This is a genomic window from Akkermansiaceae bacterium (assembly GCA_019634595.1).
Classification (GTDB): domain Bacteria; phylum Verrucomicrobiota; class Verrucomicrobiia; order Verrucomicrobiales; family Akkermansiaceae; genus Luteolibacter.
This window is the reverse complement of sequence record JAHCBC010000007.1, coordinates 1-17,213: the sequence shown is the minus strand read 5'-3', so window position 1 is coordinate 17,213 and position 17,213 is coordinate 1. Positions and strand designations below refer to the sequence as shown.

17 protein-coding genes are annotated in these 17,213 nt (G+C 62.7%); 6 read left to right on the top strand and 11 right to left on the bottom strand.

What is annotated here, in order from left to right:
* Nucleotides 1–127: 127 nt before the first annotated feature.
* Both KF712_20535 and KF712_20530 read right to left on the bottom strand, forming a co-directional pair.
* Nucleotides 128–766 (bottom strand): response regulator transcription factor, encoded by a 639-nt coding sequence (locus tag KF712_20535; protein ID MBX3743385.1) that lies wholly within the window; start codon nt 764–766, stop codon nt 128–130.
* Entirely contained in the window at nt 763–2,844 is a 2,082-nt protein-coding gene (locus KF712_20530) for a sensor histidine kinase (protein ID MBX3743384.1), read from the bottom strand. Before KF712_20530 ends, KF712_20535 begins: the two co-directional genes overlap by 4 nt.
* A gap of 118 nt (nt 2,845–2,962) precedes the next feature.
* Between KF712_20530 and KF712_20525 the strand changes: the two genes are divergently transcribed.
* Both KF712_20525 and KF712_20520 read left to right on the top strand, forming a co-directional pair.
* Nucleotides 2,963–3,838 (top strand): hypothetical protein, encoded by an 876-nt coding sequence (locus tag KF712_20525; GenBank protein MBX3743383.1) that lies wholly within the window; start codon nt 2,963–2,965, stop codon nt 3,836–3,838.
* Between the two features lie 18 nt (nt 3,839–3,856).
* Nucleotides 3,857–5,506, top strand: a complete 1,650-nt coding sequence (locus tag KF712_20520; GenBank protein MBX3743382.1) for an FAD-dependent oxidoreductase — start codon at nt 3,857–3,859, stop codon at nt 5,504–5,506.
* 25 nt (nt 5,507–5,531) lie between these two features.
* Here the strand turns inward: KF712_20520 and KF712_20515 are convergent, their stop codons facing one another.
* Both KF712_20515 and dusB read right to left on the bottom strand, forming a co-directional pair.
* Complete coding sequence (locus KF712_20515; GenBank protein ID MBX3743381.1) at nt 5,532–6,005, bottom strand: hypothetical protein; 474 nt, start codon at nt 6,003–6,005, stop codon at nt 5,532–5,534.
* 43 nt (nt 6,006–6,048) lie between these two features.
* The gene (dusB, locus tag KF712_20510) at nt 6,049–7,053 is read right to left on the bottom strand and encodes a tRNA dihydrouridine synthase DusB (GenBank protein MBX3743380.1); all 1,005 of its coding nucleotides are present in this window, start codon (nt 7,051–7,053) and stop codon (nt 6,049–6,051) included.
* Between the two features lie 140 nt (nt 7,054–7,193).
* On the opposite strand from dusB, the gene KF712_20505 reads away from it, so the two are divergent.
* Both KF712_20505 and KF712_20500 read left to right on the top strand, forming a co-directional pair.
* Nucleotides 7,194–8,153 (top strand): phosphoglycerate dehydrogenase, encoded by a 960-nt coding sequence (locus tag KF712_20505; GenBank protein MBX3743379.1) that lies wholly within the window; start codon nt 7,194–7,196, stop codon nt 8,151–8,153.
* On the top strand, nt 8,153–8,479 hold the full coding sequence (locus KF712_20500) for a DUF2288 family protein (GenBank protein ID MBX3743378.1): 327 nt from the start codon (nt 8,153–8,155) through the stop codon (nt 8,477–8,479). The genes KF712_20505 and KF712_20500 overlap by 1 nt, the downstream gene beginning before the upstream one ends.
* A gap of 110 nt (nt 8,480–8,589) precedes the next feature.
* On the opposite strand, the gene KF712_20495 is transcribed toward KF712_20500, so the two are convergent.
* The 7 genes from KF712_20495 to KF712_20465 all read right to left on the bottom strand — a co-directional run bounded on the left by KF712_20495 (nt 8,590) and on the right by KF712_20465 (nt 13,315).
* Nucleotides 8,590–9,780: a sigma-70 family RNA polymerase sigma factor gene (locus KF712_20495; protein MBX3743377.1), complete on the bottom strand. Its 1,191-nt coding sequence runs from the start codon at nt 9,778–9,780 to the stop codon at nt 8,590–8,592.
* 89 nt (nt 9,781–9,869) lie between these two features.
* Nucleotides 9,870–10,262, bottom strand: coding sequence for a hypothetical protein (locus KF712_20490; protein MBX3743376.1), 393 nt, complete (start codon nt 10,260–10,262; stop codon nt 9,870–9,872).
* Between the two features lie 18 nt (nt 10,263–10,280).
* Nucleotides 10,281–10,631, bottom strand: a complete 351-nt coding sequence (locus KF712_20485; GenBank protein ID MBX3743375.1) for a DUF1428 domain-containing protein — start codon at nt 10,629–10,631, stop codon at nt 10,281–10,283.
* Nucleotides 10,632–10,662: 31 nt separating this feature from the next.
* Nucleotides 10,663–11,049: a hypothetical protein gene (locus tag KF712_20480; GenBank protein ID MBX3743374.1), complete on the bottom strand. Its 387-nt coding sequence runs from the start codon at nt 11,047–11,049 to the stop codon at nt 10,663–10,665.
* 15 nt (nt 11,050–11,064) lie between these two features.
* Nucleotides 11,065–11,505 carry an SRPBCC domain-containing protein gene (locus KF712_20475; protein MBX3743373.1) on the bottom strand — a complete coding sequence of 147 codons (441 nt, stop codon included), beginning with the start codon at nt 11,503–11,505 and terminating at the stop codon, nt 11,065–11,067.
* Nucleotides 11,502–12,032 carry an SRPBCC family protein gene (locus tag KF712_20470; GenBank protein MBX3743372.1) on the bottom strand — a complete coding sequence of 177 codons (531 nt, stop codon included), beginning with the start codon at nt 12,030–12,032 and terminating at the stop codon, nt 11,502–11,504. The genes KF712_20475 and KF712_20470 overlap by 4 nt, the downstream gene beginning before the upstream one ends.
* A gap of 404 nt (nt 12,033–12,436) precedes the next feature.
* Nucleotides 12,437–13,315: a hypothetical protein gene (locus KF712_20465; protein MBX3743371.1), complete on the bottom strand. Its 879-nt coding sequence runs from the start codon at nt 13,313–13,315 to the stop codon at nt 12,437–12,439.
* 89 nt (nt 13,316–13,404) lie between these two features.
* On the opposite strand from KF712_20465, the gene KF712_20460 reads away from it, so the two are divergent.
* Nucleotides 13,405–14,265: an alpha/beta hydrolase gene (locus KF712_20460; protein ID MBX3743370.1), complete on the top strand. Its 861-nt coding sequence runs from the start codon at nt 13,405–13,407 to the stop codon at nt 14,263–14,265.
* Between the two features lie 140 nt (nt 14,266–14,405).
* The coding region (locus KF712_20455; GenBank protein MBX3743369.1) for a glutamate synthase subunit alpha at nt 14,406–17,213 on the top strand (2,808 nt) is incomplete at its 3' end.

Below are 17,213 nucleotides of genomic sequence, written 5' to 3'. Positions count from 1 at the left end.
TTGCATCCAGTATCACCATAGGGTCAACGAGGGGCACTTCGCGGCGGCGAGAGAAGCAGCTTCAGATTGTCGCGTCAACGGAAATGGAAAAGATGGACGCTCTTCTTTCCATAGCACTACTTCACCTTCACGCGTCCAGCTTGAGGATCCCCCGCTGCATCGCTTCGGAAATGGCCTCGGCCCTTCCGGTGACGCCCAGCTTGGCGAAGATCTGCCGGAGGTGTTGCTTCGTGCCGCTTTCGGTGAAGCCCAGCACCTCGGCGATTTCCTTGTTGCTGAGGCCTTTTGAAACCAACGAAAGGACTTCCCGCTGGCGTTCGGACAGAACCGGCGCGTCCGCGGCTTCTTTCGCCCGGCGCACCAGCCGTTCCGGGATCCATGTACCACCGGCGGCCACCGTGCGGATGGCCTGCACCAGCTCCGCGGCCTTGCTCCGTTTCAAGGCATACCCGGCCGCTCCGGATGCGAGGGCCTGCTGGATCTCATCCTCCGTTTCATAGGAGGTGAGGAAGAGAATCCTCGCATCAGAGAATTCCCGGCGGATCTGGCGGGCGGCTTCCACGCCATCCATGTCCGGCATGCGGAGGTCCAGAAGGATGAGGTCAGGCCTGACCCGCCGGTAGGTTTCCACCGCGGTCCATCCGTCATCCGCCGTCGCCACGACCTCCAGATCAGGCTCCAGCGAAAGCACCGCCTCCAGTCCCATGACGACCACGGCATGGTCATCCGCCAGCACGAGGCGCAGCGTCCTTGCTTTTCCGCTCACCGGTTCACCTCCGTATTTCCTCCGGTGGGGATGGGACAGCAAGCACGGACGCGCGTGCCACCGCCCGTTTGGCTGCGGATTTCCAGCACGCCCCCGAGACGGCGCAGCCGCTCGTGCATGCCATTGATACCGAAATGTCCGGTGGAGATCCCCGGTGCCACCTCCATGTCGAATCCCCGTCCGTCATCCTCGATGACCAGATCCACGCCGCTCCGCTCCACCGCCAGGGATATCCCCACCCTTTCCGCGTGTCCGTGCCGGGCGGCGTTGGAGATGGCCTCCTGCACCACGCGGCAGAGATGGGCAGCGATGCGGTCCGGGATCTCCGCGGCGTCGCCGGAAATCGTGACGTCCACCGCCATGCCGCGCTCGGACTGGTCCTCCGCGATGACCGCCAGAGCGTCGGCCATGCCCCGCTCCTCGATGACTTCCGGCGTCAGATCCCACACCGCCCGGCGCAGTTCATCCCGGCTGCGGTCCAGCAACCGGCGGGCGAGCACCAGCGGCTTGGGGGCTTCGGCGGCCCCCATCGCTTCGAGCTGGAGTGACGCCCCCGTGAGCGTCTGCTCCAGGGTATCATGCAGATCCGCGGCCAATCTCCGGCGCTCCTGGAAAACGATCTCCTGTTCCCTCCGTGCGGCGATCTCATGGACCAGCGCCTTCGACTTTTCCGCCACCCGCCGCTTCAGGAGCAGCGCCCAGACGGCGGCGGATGCGGTGGCCACCGCCGCGGACGCCACCACGATGAAGATCCGCAACGGCGTCCACCACGGCCCGACCTGGATCATCCGCAGATCCCGCACGCTCTGGAGGTGCAGCCGGTAGTCCGCCTCCCCACGGCCCACGCGCAGGACGCGGGCGTTCAGGCCCGCCTCCAGCACACCCGTCGCCTCCATGATGCTGTCCGCCGCGGGCAGATCCCGGTCCGATGGCTTTTCCGAAAAATACAGGGGGATCTGCCGTCCGCCGAAGAGCAACTGGAGCGGCGCGCCCGCCGGTTCCGCGGAGCCGCGGGTGACCGTCCCCTTCATCCGCACGCGCATGCCGTCTTTCCAGAGGAACTCTTTCTCCAGGAAATATTCCGGCTCCATCCGTTCCGCCGGAGGCAGGGTTTCACGGCCGGTCTTCCGGATCGTCGCGTCCTCCAGCTCACCCCGCGGGCCGTTCAGTCCGGGATAGCCCACCGCCTCCACACGATCTCCCGGCATCAGCGGCGTGGTCCCGCCCGGCCGGATCCAGAGCACCTCATCCTTTTCCCGGATGACCACGATCTCATCGTCCGCATAGTTCACCACCCCGCCCACGCGGAAGATCTCTGAAAACACATCGTCAGCAGCCGCGGGCAGCACCTCCGCCAATGGCAGGCGGGCCACCGCGCCGAATTCCGGAACCGGATGCGTCACCGTCACCCAATCCGGCTGGTTCACCACCACGAATGGAACCAGCGGCAGCCAGTTGATGGTCTTCCACCGCATCAGCACACCCCGCACACGGACGGTCGCGCCAGGGACGAGCAGCCGCCGTGTTTCCTCATCCCACCGTGATATCCATACCATCAGCCGCCCGGAGGCAGGCCCCAGTTCCAGCACCAACCGTGACGGCTTCACATCCTCCTCGATCCTTGCCACGCGGATGACGTCTTCACATTCCACGAACGATCCATCCAGTTCCGAAGCCCGCAGTGCGGACACATCCATCTCCACCGCCTCCGGCAAAGGCGCGGTTCCCAGCACCCTGAATCCCTCCACATGGATCCGCGGCGTGGGGGGCGAGGTGATGGTATGTCCCGTGACCTCGACTTTCATGCCCACCCGGAAGGATGGGTCCGGGAACTCGCTTTCCTTGATGCGCGGCCACTCCAGCATCACGCCGCCGGTTCCGTCCTGCACCACCAACCCCGCTCCCTGCCCGCGGACGTAAGTCACCACTCCCGTGAGTTTCACCGGCATACGGGAGGCGCTTTCCCTGAGGGTCAGGCGGCGCACCTGCTCCGCGGTGGTGAGGTCCGCCGCAGGAAGCCAGCCTGGGGCACACATCCAGACACAGCAGGAGAGAACCATCGGCAGCAGGCGGAGCATCGCTTCCGTGATAGGCACCCCGCATCCGGCTGTCGATCCACTTCCAGGTTCACTAGCCTTTCGCCTACTGGACGCATCCCGCCCCTTCCTCCACGGTTCAGGGGAAACCCAAATCCATATGAAACGCTTCCTCCCCGTCGTTCTGGCGCTTTCGGCCACCGCACTGCCTGTGACCGCCACGGTATTGCTCAGTGATGATTTCTCCGATGGAAACCGGACATCCCCCGCGTGGTACTACGCCCAGGGCCTGACTGGCACCACCCTCACCACCAACGGAGCGAGGCAGAATCTGCTGCTCAATGCCGCGACCAGGAACAACGCCCAGGTCTGGACCACCTTCTCCGGCACCACCCTGAACATCGGGGAAACCCTGTCCGTCAGCTTCAACTTTGATGCGACCGGAGGGATCTTGTCCGCGGATGACGGTCCCTTCCGGGTCGGCTTCTTCAATGTGTCAACCCCGGTCAACGCGGACAAGAACTCCGGCATTTCCGACCCGAACTGGAGCGCGGCTACCGGTTACGGAGCGTTCGCCGACATCCACGCGGACACCGCCATCGACACCACCCCGGAGTCCACCCTCCGCCAGCGCACCGGCACCAGTGAAACGCTGTGGGCGGGAGCGGCCAGCCCCATTTCCTTGACCACGACCCTCACTCCGGCGAACAGCAGCCATTCCATCGGCAGCACCGCGAACCTGGCGACGGATGATCTCCGCTATCTCATCACCTTCTCGCTCACCCGGACCGGTGCGGACAGCATGAACCTGTTCTACCAGATGCGGGACACCTCCGGCAACATCATCAGCACGATGACCGCCACCGATGGCAGCGGCATCGCCACCAATTTCAATACCTTCAGCATCTTCACGGGCACATCGGTCGCCGAGGATTTCGCCATCGACAATGTGGTGATTTCGGTTGTTCCCGAGCCTTCCGTGTTCCTTTCAGCCATCATCGCTCCGGCATTTCTGGTCTTCCGCCGCCGCCGGTGAAACTCCATCCTATCCATCATGTTGAAATCCGGCCTCCTTTCCGCCCTTCCGCTCCTCCTTTGCTCCATCTCCCTTGCCGCGGAAACCCATCAGGCGGATGTCGTCGTCTATGGGGAATCCCCTTCAGCGCTCTCCGCGGCTCTTGAACTCGCCGACTCCCGGCATGATGTCCTGCTCGTCTCTCCGGTCGCCCACGTCGGCGGGATGATGGTGGAAGGACTCGGTCACCAGGACATCGACAAACGCAGCGGCAGCGGCGAACCCATCGGCGGACTGACCGCGGAGTTCTACCGGCGCATCGGGGCCGCCTATGGCGGAAAAGGACCGCGCTACCACTTCGAGTCAAAGGTCGCGCAAAAGGTAATCGACACCTGGCTTGATGAGAAAAAGATCCGCCAGCTCCGTGGCACCCGTATTGCCGAAACTCCGGACGCCGTGGCGAAAAAGGATGACCGGATCACGGCCCTCAAGCTGGAGGACGGCACCCGCATCGATGGAAAGGTTTTCATCGACGGCACCGTGGAGGGCGACCTGATGGCCGCCGCGGGCGTCACTTACGCGTGGGGCCGGGAGGGAAATGCCGCGTATGGGGAGAATGTCGGCGGCATCCTCAATCCCACCCGCAAGGACCAATACACGGTTGCGGTCGATCCCTACGTTATTCCCGGGGATCCCTCCTCCGGGGTCATCAAGGGCGTCCAGAACGAGCCGGTGGGCACCCACGGTGCGGCAGACCGTGCCGCAATGGGATTCTGCCTCCGCCTGCCGCTCACAAAGAACCCCGCCAACAAGATCCCCATCACCGCTCCACCCGGTTACGATCCCGCGGACTACGAAATCTACCGCAGATTCCTCGCAGCAGGAGGAAAGAACGACTGGCTGGACGGCCCCGGCTCCCCCAACTCCAATCCGAATCACAAGCTGTTCGATCTGGGAAGCTGGCATGATCTTTCCGGGAACTTCTACGGCCGCAACCACGACTATCCGACCGCCAGCCATGCCCGGCGGCAGGAAATCTACCGCGAACACAAGGAATACACCCAGGGTCTCATCCACTTCCTTTCCACCGATCCGTCCGTGCCGCAGGAAATCCGCGATGAGTGGAGCAAGTGGGGGCTGCCCGCCGACGAGTTCACCGACAACGGCGGCTGGCCCCGCCAGCTCTACATCCGCTGCGCGCGACGCATGATCTCCGACTACGTCATCACCGAGGCCGACGTGCGCAGGGATCCCATCGGCTCCGTCACGCCACGCCCTGCCGTGGAGGATCCCATCGGCATCTGCTGGTGGGCGGTCGATCTCCACAATGCACGGACCGTCATCCGGAACGGGAAGATCTACAATGAAGGTGCCTATTTCGACCTGACGAACTACCGGCCTTTCGGCATCCCCTACCGCTCCATCGTGCCGAAGCGGGCGGAGTGCTCCAACCTCCTGGTCCCCTCCGCCCTTTCCTCCAGCTACGCGGGATATGGGGCCGTGAGATTGGAATGGACCTTCATGGTTCTCGGCCAATCCGCGGGCGCGGCCGCCGGGCTGGCGCTGGATGGGAACGTCTCCGTCCAGGATGTGCCCTATGAGTCCCTGAAGACCCGCCTGCTCGCACGGGCGCAGAAGCTGGCACCGCAACCGGCGGAGGCCACGGAGCAGCCCGCGGTGAAAGATTGAGCCTTCGGACCTGGCTTCGGGAACCTCAGTTCGGCGGCCGGTTGTTCACCACCCGCTCGAAGTCGCCCTTCTCGCAGCAGCGGACGAATCCCTCCGCGTAGCTCTTGAGCTTGTCCCATATCCCGCGGATTTCCTTGGCCTCATCCTTGGTGATCGAGTGATCGAGCGCCGCCGCGGAGATCTGACTCAGCAACCCGGAAAACTGGGCGATGAGTTCCTGGGTCGCCGGCATCACGTGCTGGATGTCCAGTTCCTCCACCTCCGGGTCCATGACGAAATGCCCGCCATTCTGGCGGCACAGCCACTCCACGATGCTGGTATCCCCGCTCAGGTCGATCACCTTCTGGAGCCGGTCCAGAGGGTTCCTGCTGCCAGAGCCGTCCTCCGAAGGCTTCTCCGCCCACTTGTAGACAAGGGACAGGGAAATCCCCAGTTCCGCGGCGACCGCCTTGGGGCTGGTTTTTTTCAATGCCCGCTTCAATACCTCATGGCTTTCCATGCGGGGAAATTGCACGGCCCGGGCCAACTTGGAAAGCCGGGAATCAGAAAACCGGCTCCACTTCGGCAAGCTCCGCCTGGCCGATGGAATACGCGGCGAGATCCTCGACCTCCGCCACGGAACCGACCTGGCAAAGCCTCTGGCGGAGATCCCGCGCACCGGGGAATCCCTTGCAGTAGCTCATCAGACGCGAACGCATGGCGGTCAGCGTCTGCTTTTCATCCCCATAACGGCCCGACTCCACCGCCAGCCGGCAATGCCGCAGCACCAGAAGCCAACGCTCCTCCAGCGGCACGGACGGCAGGGTTTCCCCGGTTTCCAAAAAGTGCTTTGCCTCCCGGAACACCCACGGATTCTGCATCGCAGCCCGCCCGATCATCACCCCGGAGACGGCCGTGGTGGTCTTCCGTTTCACCAGATCCTCGCCGCAGGAAATATCGCCGTTGCCGATGACCGGGATGGAAACCGCACGGGCCACCGCGTCGATCACCTCCCAGTTCGCCTCCCCGCCGTAGCCCTGCGCCCGCGTCCGCCCGTGGACGGCGATGGCCTGCATGCCGCTGTCCTCCAGAATTTTAGCCACCTCCACCGCGTTGATGGTCTTTTCATCCCAACCGATCCGCATCTTCGCCGTGACCGGCACCTGGTCGCCCACCGCCTTCGCCACTCCGGCGGCGACGGAGGCCAGCACCGGGCAGTCCTTGAGCAAGGACGAGCCGCCGTTCCGTGCCACCACCTTGTTCACCGGGCAGCCGAAGTTGATGTCGATGAAATCCGGGCGCTTCCAGTCCACCACCTTCTTCGCAGCCTCACCCATCCGCTCCCCGTCCGCGCCGAAGAGCTGCACCCCCACCGGACGTTGCTCGTCGGTGAACTCCGTGTATTTCCGCGTGCGGCTGTCCGCCTGCATGATCCCCTCCGCGGAGACGAATTCCGTCACCATCACATCCGCCCCCAGTTCCTTGCAGATGCGGCGGAAAATGAGGTCCGTCACCCCCGCCATCGGCGCGAGGTAGAGCGGGAATTTGTTCTGGAACCAAGGGAGCACGCCGCAAACTAGCCAGAAAATGAGTTCACCGCAAAGTCGCAAAGGCCGCGAAGGGCCGCAAAATTTGTGCTCCTCCGCCCACTCCCTCCACTTCGATGTTCGATGTTGAACGTTCGATGTTCGATGTTCAACTTTCCCCCATGCGCGTCCTGCTCTCCACCTGTTCCTTCCAAGACACCCCCGGCCCCCACCACCCGCTGCTCGAAGCCCAGGGCTGGGAAATCGTCCGCGAGCGCGGGCCGCTTTCCCTTGAGAAAATGCTGGAGATCGCCGGTGGATTCGACGCGTTCCTCTGCGGTGACGACGCCATCACCCGCGAGGTGCTGGAGAAGTCCCTGCCCCGCCTGAAGGTCATCTCGAAATACGGCATCGGCTTGGACAAGATCGACATCGCGGCAACCAAGGATCTGAAGATTCCGGTGCTTTTCACCCCCGGGGTGAACCATGACACCGTGGCGGAGCACACTTTCCTGCTGCTGCTGGCGATGGCGAAGAACTTCCCCTACGCCATCGACGGCACCCGCGCCGGACGCTGGGACCGCAAGACGGGCAACGAGCTGTTCCAGAAGAAGATCGGCCTCATCGGGCTGGGCCGCATCGGCCAGGAAGTCGCCCGCCGGGCGCACGCATTCGGGATGGAGGTCCACGCCTACGGCAACTACTGGCCGGAAGACATCGCGGAGCAATTCCAGATCAAGCGCCATGACTCGCTGGACTCCCTTTTCTCGTCCGTGGACATCATCAGCCCGCACACGAAGCTGAACGCGGAAACCCACCACTGCATCAATGCGGAGCGGCTGGCCATGATGCCGGACGGCTCATGGGTCATCAACACCGGCCGCGGCGAACTCATCGACCAGGATGCGATCATCGCCGCGCTGGATTCCGGAAAACTGGCGGGCTACGCCGCCGACGTGCTCGACGAGGAACCCCCTTCCCCGGACCATCCGCTGCTCCACCACCCGAAGGTCATCATCACCCCGCACGTCGGCTCCCGCACCTTTGAAAGCGTGCCGCGCCAGGCGATGAAATCCCTCACAAACCTCATCAACGCGCTCAAGGGCGAAGGTGAGACCAACTGCGCCAACGGCGTGATCTGATGGCTGCCCCGGACGACGACAGACTGCGCTACCAGATGCTCGGGGACGACGGTCTCACCGGGGAGGAACGGCTCCGGAAATACACCGGACCCGTTTCCTATGACTATCTGTTAGGACCGCTGCGCAACGGCGTGCTGATCGTCGTCCATGAGGCGCTCGATCTAGCCGATGTCGGCATGGCCTTCATCCGTGATGACCGGAAGCGGGTGCAGGCATGGCTTGATGAGGAACTGCTGGTGAAGGCGGACGAGGAGACTTTCGGGAAACGCGAAGGTGCGGAGGCCTATACGGCGGTCGTGGTTTCGCCGTTCGTGCTGGTGCGTTGAGTAGCGAACCTCGTGAGAGGTTCGGCGGGGTGAACGTCCATCGGAAAACAAGCTCCGGTTTTTTCATGGACTCCCCCCAGCCGAAGGTCTCACGACCTTCGCTACCAGAGTCACGCCCGGCAATCCATCAGCCGCTTCGCGAGAAAAACCTGCTCCGATTTGACTCCGGTGAGCTGGAGGGCTTTTTCGAAATGACCTACCGCAGCCTTCGGATGGTTCAGCCGTTCTTCCAGATCGCCCATCACCGCGTGCAGCAGGTAGTAGGAATCCAGATCACCTTTCTCCAGCAAGGTCTCCAGTGCACCCATTCCCGCTTCCGGGCCGTTCACCCTTGCGAGCGCCACGGCGCGGTTCAATCGGACGACCGGCGAGTCGGAGATGGCGATCCATTGGTCGTAGTAGCCGAGGATCCTGTTCCAGTCCGTCGTTTCGTCGCTTTCCGCGACGCAATGACAAGCGGCGATGCCCGCCTGCAGATGAAACTCCGAAAGCTCCCCACCCTGCGCCGCGCTGGCGAGATGCAGCAGGCCGTGGCCGATCATGCTCCTGTCCCACAGCGAGCGGTCCTGGTCCTTCAACCTCAGGATGTTCCCCTGCCGGTCCTCACGGGCGGAAAGACGCGCGCCGTTCATGAACATGAGCGCCAGCAGCGCGTGCAGCTTCGGCCGGTCCGCGACCGGGTGCGCGACCAGCAGGCTCGCCAGGCGGATGGCCTCGAAACACAGATCCTCCCTCACCACGCTGTCGCCGGTGGAGGCGCTGTAGCCTTCGTTGAAAAGGAAATAGATCACCCGCATCACCCCATCCAGACGCTCCGTCAGATCCTGTCCGGCGGGGATCTCGAATGGGATGGCGAGTTCCGCGATCTTCTGCCGCGCACGGGTCAACCGCTTCGCCACCGCGGCCTCGGTGGAAAGGAACGCGCTGGCGATCTCCCCGGGGCTGAATCCGCAGAGCGTTTTCAATGCGAGCGCGGTCTGCGCGTCCTGCGGCAGCAACGGATGGCAGCAGGCGAAGATGAGCCGCAACCGGTCGTCCTTGATCTCGTCATCGAACTTCAGGTCCGCCTCCTCCGGCACCCATTGCTCGAGCGAGGTGATGATCTCCGGCTGCTTGTCGTGGAAGAACTTCTCCCGGCGGATGACATCCAGCGCACGGTTCTTCGCCGTCTGCATCAGCCATGCGGAAGGGTTGTCCGGCACGCCGGTGTAGGGCCATGTCTGGAGCGCACGGATCATCGCGTCCTGCACCACGTCCTCCGCGAGCTGCAGGCGGGTGATGCCGAAGATGCCGGTGAGCATGGAAACCAGCTTCCCCGCCTCATGGCGGAAAAGCTTCTCCGTGATCCGCGGGATCTCAGACGCGGAGGACACCGTGACCCGCTCCCCTTTCACGCACCGACGGTGAAGAGTTTCTGCTTCGCCAGCCTGCTGGCCGGGCAGTCATCGGAAACGGGGCGCACCTCCACCTTCAGTCCGCAGGGGACCATGGGATTCTGGCGGGCGACGGCCACCGCCTCCTCCAGGCTGCCCGCCTCGATGAGGATATAGCCGCCCACGGATTCCTTGGTCTCCGTGAAGGGACCATCCACCACGGCACCGGATTCGTAGGAAACCATCGCCCCCACACCATCCAGCGGTTGGCCGGCCTTGATGACACCCTGTTGGGCCAGACTTTCGAACCACGCGTTGGTGCGGCTCATGATTTCCTGGATCTCGTTGAGCGAAAGCTCACGGTGCCAGTTGGTGTCGCGGAACAACAGCAGATATTGGGATTTGCTCATGACGGTTGTCGGTTGGGTTCAGGCCGAGACGATGGTTTTGAAGCCACCGTAGGCCATGCGCTTGTAGTCGAACGGGCAGCCCTCGCAGTTGAGGCGCGGGTCGGCCATCACCTTTGCGTTCACCGCGTCCCGATCCTCGCGGGATTTATAGACGACGTAGGCGAAGACGACCGTCTCCCCTTCCTTGGCACCTGCCAATGCAGGGAAGCTGACCATGTCATGGCAGGTGGCGTCATCCAGCAGGCATTCGCGGTATTCCAATGCTCCGTGGTCGAGCCAGACAGTGGCCGCGGTGGTGGCCATTTCCTTGTATTTCTCGATCCCGTCCTTGGGCAGCGGCAGGACGAATCCGTCAACGTAGGTTTCCATGATCGTAGTGGGTTCGTGGTTTGGTGATGGGTCAGTTTTTCAATGCGAGGAACTGGCGGCGTCCCACCCACAGCAGGTAGAGCGCGGCGAGGCAGATCAGGATGAGCATTGGCGAAAAAAGGCCCACCCCTGCGGTCACAAAGCCGTGGAAGGCGATGATGTTGATGATGATCGGGCCCAGGATCAGCAGGCCGAAGTTCCTGGTTCTCGGGATCGCGACCAGGATGCCTCCAACCAATTCGCACACCTTGACGAAGGTCAGGTAGCCGGTCGGCCCGAAGGCCGCCATGAAATGGGCCGGCGGAGAACCCTCCGGTGGTGCCGGAGGGGTGGGTCCCAGTTTGAAAAGAACCATCGAAGCGGCGAAGACGAACATCAGGCCGAGCAGGCCTCCGACAATATTGGGGATATGTTTCATGGCATTATGGAGAGTTCAGGGTTGGGGGATGGCGGACATGTGGGACTGGAGGCGGTCGAAGTTCTCTTCGTTCGCTTTGGAAATGAAGTCCCGCAGCTTTGCCGCCTCGCCGGGATCATCGAAGCGCATGAGCCAGTCGAAGCGGCTGCCCGTGCCATCATCATGGAAGGAAAGCTCCATCAGGAAACCATGCACCGGACCGTGGTGACGGAAAGTGACTTTCTCAGCGGGGATCACTTCGCCGAAGCTCTTGTCCTGCTCATAGGTCTGGCCATCCGGACCGTGCATGGTGAACCGCCAATGGCCGCCGGGCCACAGGTCGAATTCGTGGATGGTATTGGTGAAGCCCGCCGGTCCCCACCAGAGTGCCACTTGTTCCGGATCGGAAAAGGCTTCATACAGGCGCTCGCGGGAAACAGGAAATGCCCGGCTGCTGTGGATATCGTGATCGCTCATGGTTTTGCCTCCGCAAGGGTTTTGAGATCCGCGAGACCTTGTTCGAACGGACCGCCGATCATCTTCTCGCAGTCCATGAACATGCTCACCGCTTTCGCGATGAAGTTGTTCCTGCCATGCATCGACCAGGTCACCACGGTGCCGCCGCCTTCCGGTTTGAAAGTGAACTCGGCGGTGTTGGTTCCTTCGAACGGTTTCCGGAAGTGCAGCATGAAGCGGATGAACTCATCCTGCCTGTTTTCGGAAAGGGCCATCGTCCCCTCTCCCGTCTTCGCGCTCTGCCAGGTGAAGGAAGATCCCACTCCGGAGGCGGGGCCTTCGTAGGTCACCTTCGCCTGCGGATCCATCTTAGCCCAGGGCGACCATGTCTGGAATGCGCGCAGGTCACTCACGAGAGGGAACACCGCAGACGGTGGAGCCGCGACGGTGATGCTCCGGCTGACGCGGAATTCGCCCGGGCGGCTGGCCACATAGATCAGGAACGCGGCGAGGAGTAGAGCAACAGCGGCGAGGATTTTTCTGGTCATGGCAATCAGGATAGCAAGTGAAGGCACTTTTCCAGGGCATGGTGGTGATCCCGATGGACCACACTTCTGCCCTTTCCAATATCACGACGAACGGCCCCGGAAATCGAGGACATCCTTCCCCGATTTTTTTCGAAAAAATCAAAACCGTGGCTGCAGCGTCCCGCCGCAACTCTTTTCAGGGAGGCACTGCTCCGGACATCATCGGTCTACTGCCAAAACACAGTACCGAAATGTAATTAAACCGCAGATGGACGCAGATTGAAGAATCCCATCCCAATCCTTTTCTTATCTGCGTCCATCTGTGGTTGAACTCTTCATCGATCATGAAGCGTCCACTTCCCACAGAGCGACGGCGGGACGCCATCGCCACTGCCTGCGGCGGGACGCCGCAGCCACGGTTTCATTCACTTGCCGGTGATCTGGCGGACCATCATTTCATCCACGGTGAAAATCTGGGTGCCGAAGTCCTTCGGCTGGTCCCCTTCCGCGAGCTGGTATTCGAATGCCTTCACCGGCTTCACCCCCTCGACTTCGGAGAACAGATAAACACGGATGGTCATCGCCTCCGTCCCCTTGCCACCCTCAAGCTTTTTCACGGAAAACTGGACCTCATTGGCCCCGTCCCTCAGGCCGCCGATGACGATCTGCGCGTCCTTCGCATTGGCGAAGCGGTGGCGGCTGACCTTGTTGACCTGCACATGCACCTCCCGTCCCGGGGAGAACACATACACCTTTGCGATGTATTTCGCCGGATTGACCGGAATCGCCGGAGGTGGCAACTGGCCGGACGCGCGCGCCTCCGGCGTCTCCGCCAGGTAATCCAGCTTCCCTTCGGCCAATTCCCTCCTCACCTCCGGCAGAGCCACCAGATTCACGAAGTCCGCCCGGTCATAGAGCCATGAATTCCCCTCCCGGATGAAGGACAGCACCAGCAGGTTGTCCGTGGGCGTACCATCGACCTGGAAGTCGATCTTACCGAAATAGGAAGCCTTTGCCGTCGGACCGCTTTGGGTGGCCTCCAGGAACTTGAGTCCCTGCAAGGCGGGCGGAGACCCGGGGATGTTGAAAATGCTCGCCGGGAAAGGCCGCTTCTCCGAGTAGATGAGATTCCTCACCTCGATCCGCCGGTTGCTGGCCGTGGCCCGCTCCCATGCGCCGAAATCCCTGTTCACGATTGCCTGCCGCCATGTGTTGTAAGTGGTTTCAAGCGCCGGACGGAGATCTTCCTGGGCTGCTGCAACCACGGTGAAGGAAAAGAAAACTGCAAAAAATGCACGGATCATGAGGCAAAAGATTGGACAAGACCCACCTTTCCACAACAAACAAATCGCGCCGCTCCCCACTTGTGTGGGAGAGCCGCGTTTTTATTGGTATGAGCAGCATTTTGCAGAAGGTGGCACCTATCGGAGAGGCGCGTGAACGCGAGATGCTCAAGGACTCCGCTTCCTACGTCTATCACTCCACCCCGCAGGGTGAGATCCTGGCGCACGTTTTCCAGCCGGAGGGCATCAGCGCCACTCCCAGGCCGGCGGTGGTGTTTTTCCATGGTGGCTTCTGGGACGCGGCCATGCCGACCCAGTTCGTCCCCCACTGCCTCCACTTCGCCAGCCGTGGGGCAGTCGCCGTGGCGGCGGAAACCCGCACGACCTCCCGCCATGGCACCGGCCCGGTGGAGGCGGTCGAAGACGCCCGCGAGCTGATCCGCTGGATCCGGCTGAATGCGGAGACCCTCAACATCGACCCGGCCCGCATCACCATCAGCGGAGCAGCCGGGGGGGCCTACCTTGCCCTGCTCACCACCCTGCCGAAGGAGAAGGATCTCCCGGCGGTGGATGGCGTGGACTGCCGCCCCCAGGCGCTGGTCCTTTTCAGTGCGACGGTGAACACCGGCCCGAAGTCTCCCCACGGAGCGCGTTTCCCGGATGCGAAGACCGCAAAGCGGCTGAGTCCGACCTCACTGGTGCGGGGCAAACTCCCTCCTATCCTGATGTTCCATGGCAGATCCGACCGGATCTCCTCCTTTGATGAAGTGGAGAAATTCCGCCGCCGCCTGCGCTGGAGGCGGAATTCGATTGAACTGGTTGATTTCGAACGGGCTGACCACAGCTTTTTCAACTTCAACGTGAGTCACCAGAATTTCGAACTGACCGTCGGAGCGATGGACCGCTTCCTCGTGAAGCACGGCCTCCTCAGCCCGGAGCCAAGCGCTCCGGAGGAAAGCCCCATTTTGTGAATCTCCGCGGCGGCTGTCGCATTCCGGGCACAATTCCTGCTTGGCAGACCTTCCCCGGTCGCTTTTATTCGGCCAGCGCCGGAGGTAGGGACCATCTGTCCCCACTCCGGCTTCTACCTCTTTGATTTAGAGAATCCCAGATGAATCCGTTCTACCATTCAAGCACCCCGCTCGTTCCCGGTTCACTCCACCGGCTTTCCCAGGAACATGATAACTGCGGCATGGGCGCCATCGCCCACTTGAAGGGAAAACGCAGCTACCAGATCCTCGATCACGCCCTCACCTCCGTCTGCTGCATGACCCACCGTGGTGCGGTGGATGCGGACATGAAGACCGGTGACGGCTCCGGCGTGCTGACCCAGATCCCCTACCCGCTCTTCCGCAAGGCGGCTGAAAAGCTCGGCCACACGCTGGAGAACGAGGCCGATCTCGGCGTGGCCGTGTTCTTTTTCCCCCGTGACAACGAAGGCGCGGCGGCGGACATCAAGAAGATCGCCGCCGAGGTGACCGACCGGCGCGGCATCACCCGCATCGGCTGGCGCGAGGTGCCGGTGGATGTGGACGCGCTGGGCAAGATCGCCCAGGCAAGCCGCCCGCAGATCGAGCACCTGCTCCTCCTCAAGCCAGCGGGCATGGAGGCGGATGTCTATGAGCGCCAGCTCTACCTCTGCCGCCGCGAGATCGAGCACCAAACGAAGGAGATCCACGGCTTCTACATGCCGTCCTTCTCCAGCCGTCTGCTGTCCTACAAGGCGCTGGCGATGCCGGCCGCCCTGCGCGCGTTCTATCTGGACCTGCAGGATCCGGACTACGAGATCGCCATTTCCCTCTACCACCAGCGTTTCTCCACCAACACGTTCCCGGCCTGGCCGCTCGGCCAGCCGTTCCGGAACATGTGCCACAACGGCGAGATCAACACCGTGGAAGGCAACCGCAACTGGATGACCTCCCGCGAGGAGTTCTTCTCCTCCCCGATCTGGGGTGACGAGATCGATCTGGTGAAGGACCTGATGCGCCACGGCGAGTCCGACTCCGCCTCGCTGGACCACGCGCTGGAACTGCTGATCCTGTCCGGCCGCTCCCCGGAGCACGCCATGTGCATGCTGGTGCCGCCCGCCTACCGGAACGACGAGGACATTTCCGACAACCTCCGCGCCTTCTACCAATACAACCGCTCCTTCTCCGAACCATGGGACGGTCCTGCGGGCCTCGTCTTCACGGACGGCACGAAGCTCTGCGCCTCGCTCGACCGGAACGGCCTCCGTCCGTCCCGCTACAAGGTGACCGCTGACGGCATCCTCTACATCGGCTCCGAAGCGGGTGCTGTGATCTTCGAGGACTCCAACATCGTCCGCAAGGGCCGCCTCGGCCCGGGACAGATGATGTCGGCGAACACCCTGACCGGTGAGCTGAAGATGGACCGCGAGATCAAGGAAGAACTCGCCCAGCAGAAGCCCTACCGCCGCTGGATCGACGAGAACCGCCTGGAACTGCGCAAGTTCGTCTCGCCCTCCGCCCACGCGCCGGACATCGACTTCACCCCGCTGGACCTTTCCCGCCAGCAGGTCGCCCACGGCATCTCCCTCGAGGAACTGGACATGGTCTTCCCGCCGATGATCAAGGGTGCGCAGGAGGCCGTCTTCTCCATGGGGGATGATATCCCGCTGGCGGTCCTCTCGACCCACCCGCGCCTGCTCTACACCTACTTCAAGCAACTCTTCGCCCAGGTGACCAACCCGCCGATCGACCCGATCCGCGAATGGGCGGTGATGTCGCTGAGCGCGGGCCTCGGACCGGAGCGGAATCTCCTTGAGGAAACTCCCGGCCACTGCCGCACCGTCAGCCTGGAAAGCGCGATCCTCTTCGAACACGAACTGGAGAAGACCAAGGACCTCGGCGAGGAAGGCTTCCCGGCTGTCACGCTGGACTGCACCTGGGCCGCCTCCAGCGGAGCGGAAGGCCTCAAGCCCCGCCTCGACAAGCTCTGCCTCGAAGCCGAGGAAGCGGTGAAGTCGAACCACAGCATCCTCATCCTTTCCGACCGGGCGACCTCCGCCGGCAAGGTGCCGATCCCGACGCTGCTGGCGATCGGAACGATCCACCACCACCTCACCCGGATCCGCAAGCGGATGCGTGCCTCCCTGGTCATCGAGACCGGTGAAGCGCGGGACGTGCACCAGATCGCCTGCTGCTTCGGCTTCGGCGCGACGGCCGTCTGCCCATACCTCGGCTACGCCACCGTCCGCCAGCTCGTCGCCGCGGACAAAGGCAAGGGCAAGCTCGACATCAGCACCGAGAAGGCCATGTCCAACTACCGCAAGGCGTTGGAGAAGGGCCTGCTCAAGATCATGTCGAAGATGGGCATCTCCGTCCTCAACTCCTACCAGGGTTCCCAGACCTTCGAAGCCATCGGCATCGGCACAGATGTCGTGGATTTCTCCTTCACCGGCGTTTCCTCGAAGATCGGCGGCATCGGCTTCGCGGAAATCGCGGAAGAGTCCCTCATCCGCCACCGCGCGGCCTACGAAGTGGAAGTCCCTGTCGGCGAGACCCTCGACCTGGGTGACCCGGGCTACAACCGCTACCGGAAGTCCGGTGAGCGCCATGTTTTCACCACGGAAAACATCAAGAATTTCCACACCTACGTGAAATCCGGTCGTGCCGAGGATTACGAGGAATATGTGCGTGTCTCATTGGAAGTCAATCCGGTGGCGATCAAGGACCTGATCGAATTCGTGCCGTCTGCGGGTGGCGCGATCCCGATCGAGGAAGTCGAGTCTATCGAGACGATCCGCCAGCGTTTCACCACAGCGGCGATGTCGCTGGGCGCGCTGTCCCCGGAGGCCCACGAGACCCTCGCCATCGCCATGAACCGGATCGGCGCGAAGTCGGACTCCGGTGAAGGCGGTGAGGACCCGGTCCGCTTCCAGCCCTACCCGAACGGCGAC

Excerpts from the sequence above, each read along its gene's own strand:
- KF712_20520 (MBX3743382.1), top strand. The coding sequence starts at position 3,857 with ATGTTGAAATCCGGCCTCCTTTCCGCCCTTCCGCTCCTCCTTTGCTCC.
- KF712_20495 (MBX3743377.1), bottom strand. The coding sequence starts at position 9,780 with ATGCTCACCGGCATCTTCGGCATCACCCGCCTGCAGCTCGCGGAGGAC.
- KF712_20480 (MBX3743374.1), bottom strand. The coding sequence starts at position 11,049 with ATGAAACATATCCCCAATATTGTCGGAGGCCTGCTCGGCCTGATGTTC.
- KF712_20530 (MBX3743384.1), bottom strand. The coding sequence starts at position 2,844 with ATGCTCCGCCTGCTGCCGATGGTTCTCTCCTGCTGTGTCTGGATGTGT.
- KF712_20475 (MBX3743373.1), bottom strand. The coding sequence starts at position 11,505 with ATGAGCGATCACGATATCCACAGCAGCCGGGCATTTCCTGTTTCCCGC.
- KF712_20485 (MBX3743375.1), bottom strand. The coding sequence starts at position 10,631 with ATGGAAACCTACGTTGACGGATTCGTCCTGCCGCTGCCCAAGGACGGG.
- KF712_20505 (MBX3743379.1), top strand. The coding sequence starts at position 7,194 with ATGCGCGTCCTGCTCTCCACCTGTTCCTTCCAAGACACCCCCGGCCCC.
- KF712_20490 (MBX3743376.1), bottom strand. The coding sequence starts at position 10,262 with ATGAGCAAATCCCAATATCTGCTGTTGTTCCGCGACACCAACTGGCAC.
- KF712_20465 (MBX3743371.1), bottom strand. The coding sequence starts at position 13,315 with ATGATCCGTGCATTTTTTGCAGTTTTCTTTTCCTTCACCGTGGTTGCA.
- KF712_20500 (MBX3743378.1), top strand. The coding sequence starts at position 8,153 with ATGGCTGCCCCGGACGACGACAGACTGCGCTACCAGATGCTCGGGGAC.
- KF712_20515 (MBX3743381.1), bottom strand. The coding sequence starts at position 6,005 with ATGGAAAGCCATGAGGTATTGAAGCGGGCATTGAAAAAAACCAGCCCC.
- KF712_20460 (MBX3743370.1), top strand. The coding sequence starts at position 13,405 with ATGAGCAGCATTTTGCAGAAGGTGGCACCTATCGGAGAGGCGCGTGAA.
- KF712_20525 (MBX3743383.1), top strand. The coding sequence starts at position 2,963 with ATGAAACGCTTCCTCCCCGTCGTTCTGGCGCTTTCGGCCACCGCACTG.
- KF712_20470 (MBX3743372.1), bottom strand. The coding sequence starts at position 12,032 with ATGACCAGAAAAATCCTCGCCGCTGTTGCTCTACTCCTCGCCGCGTTC.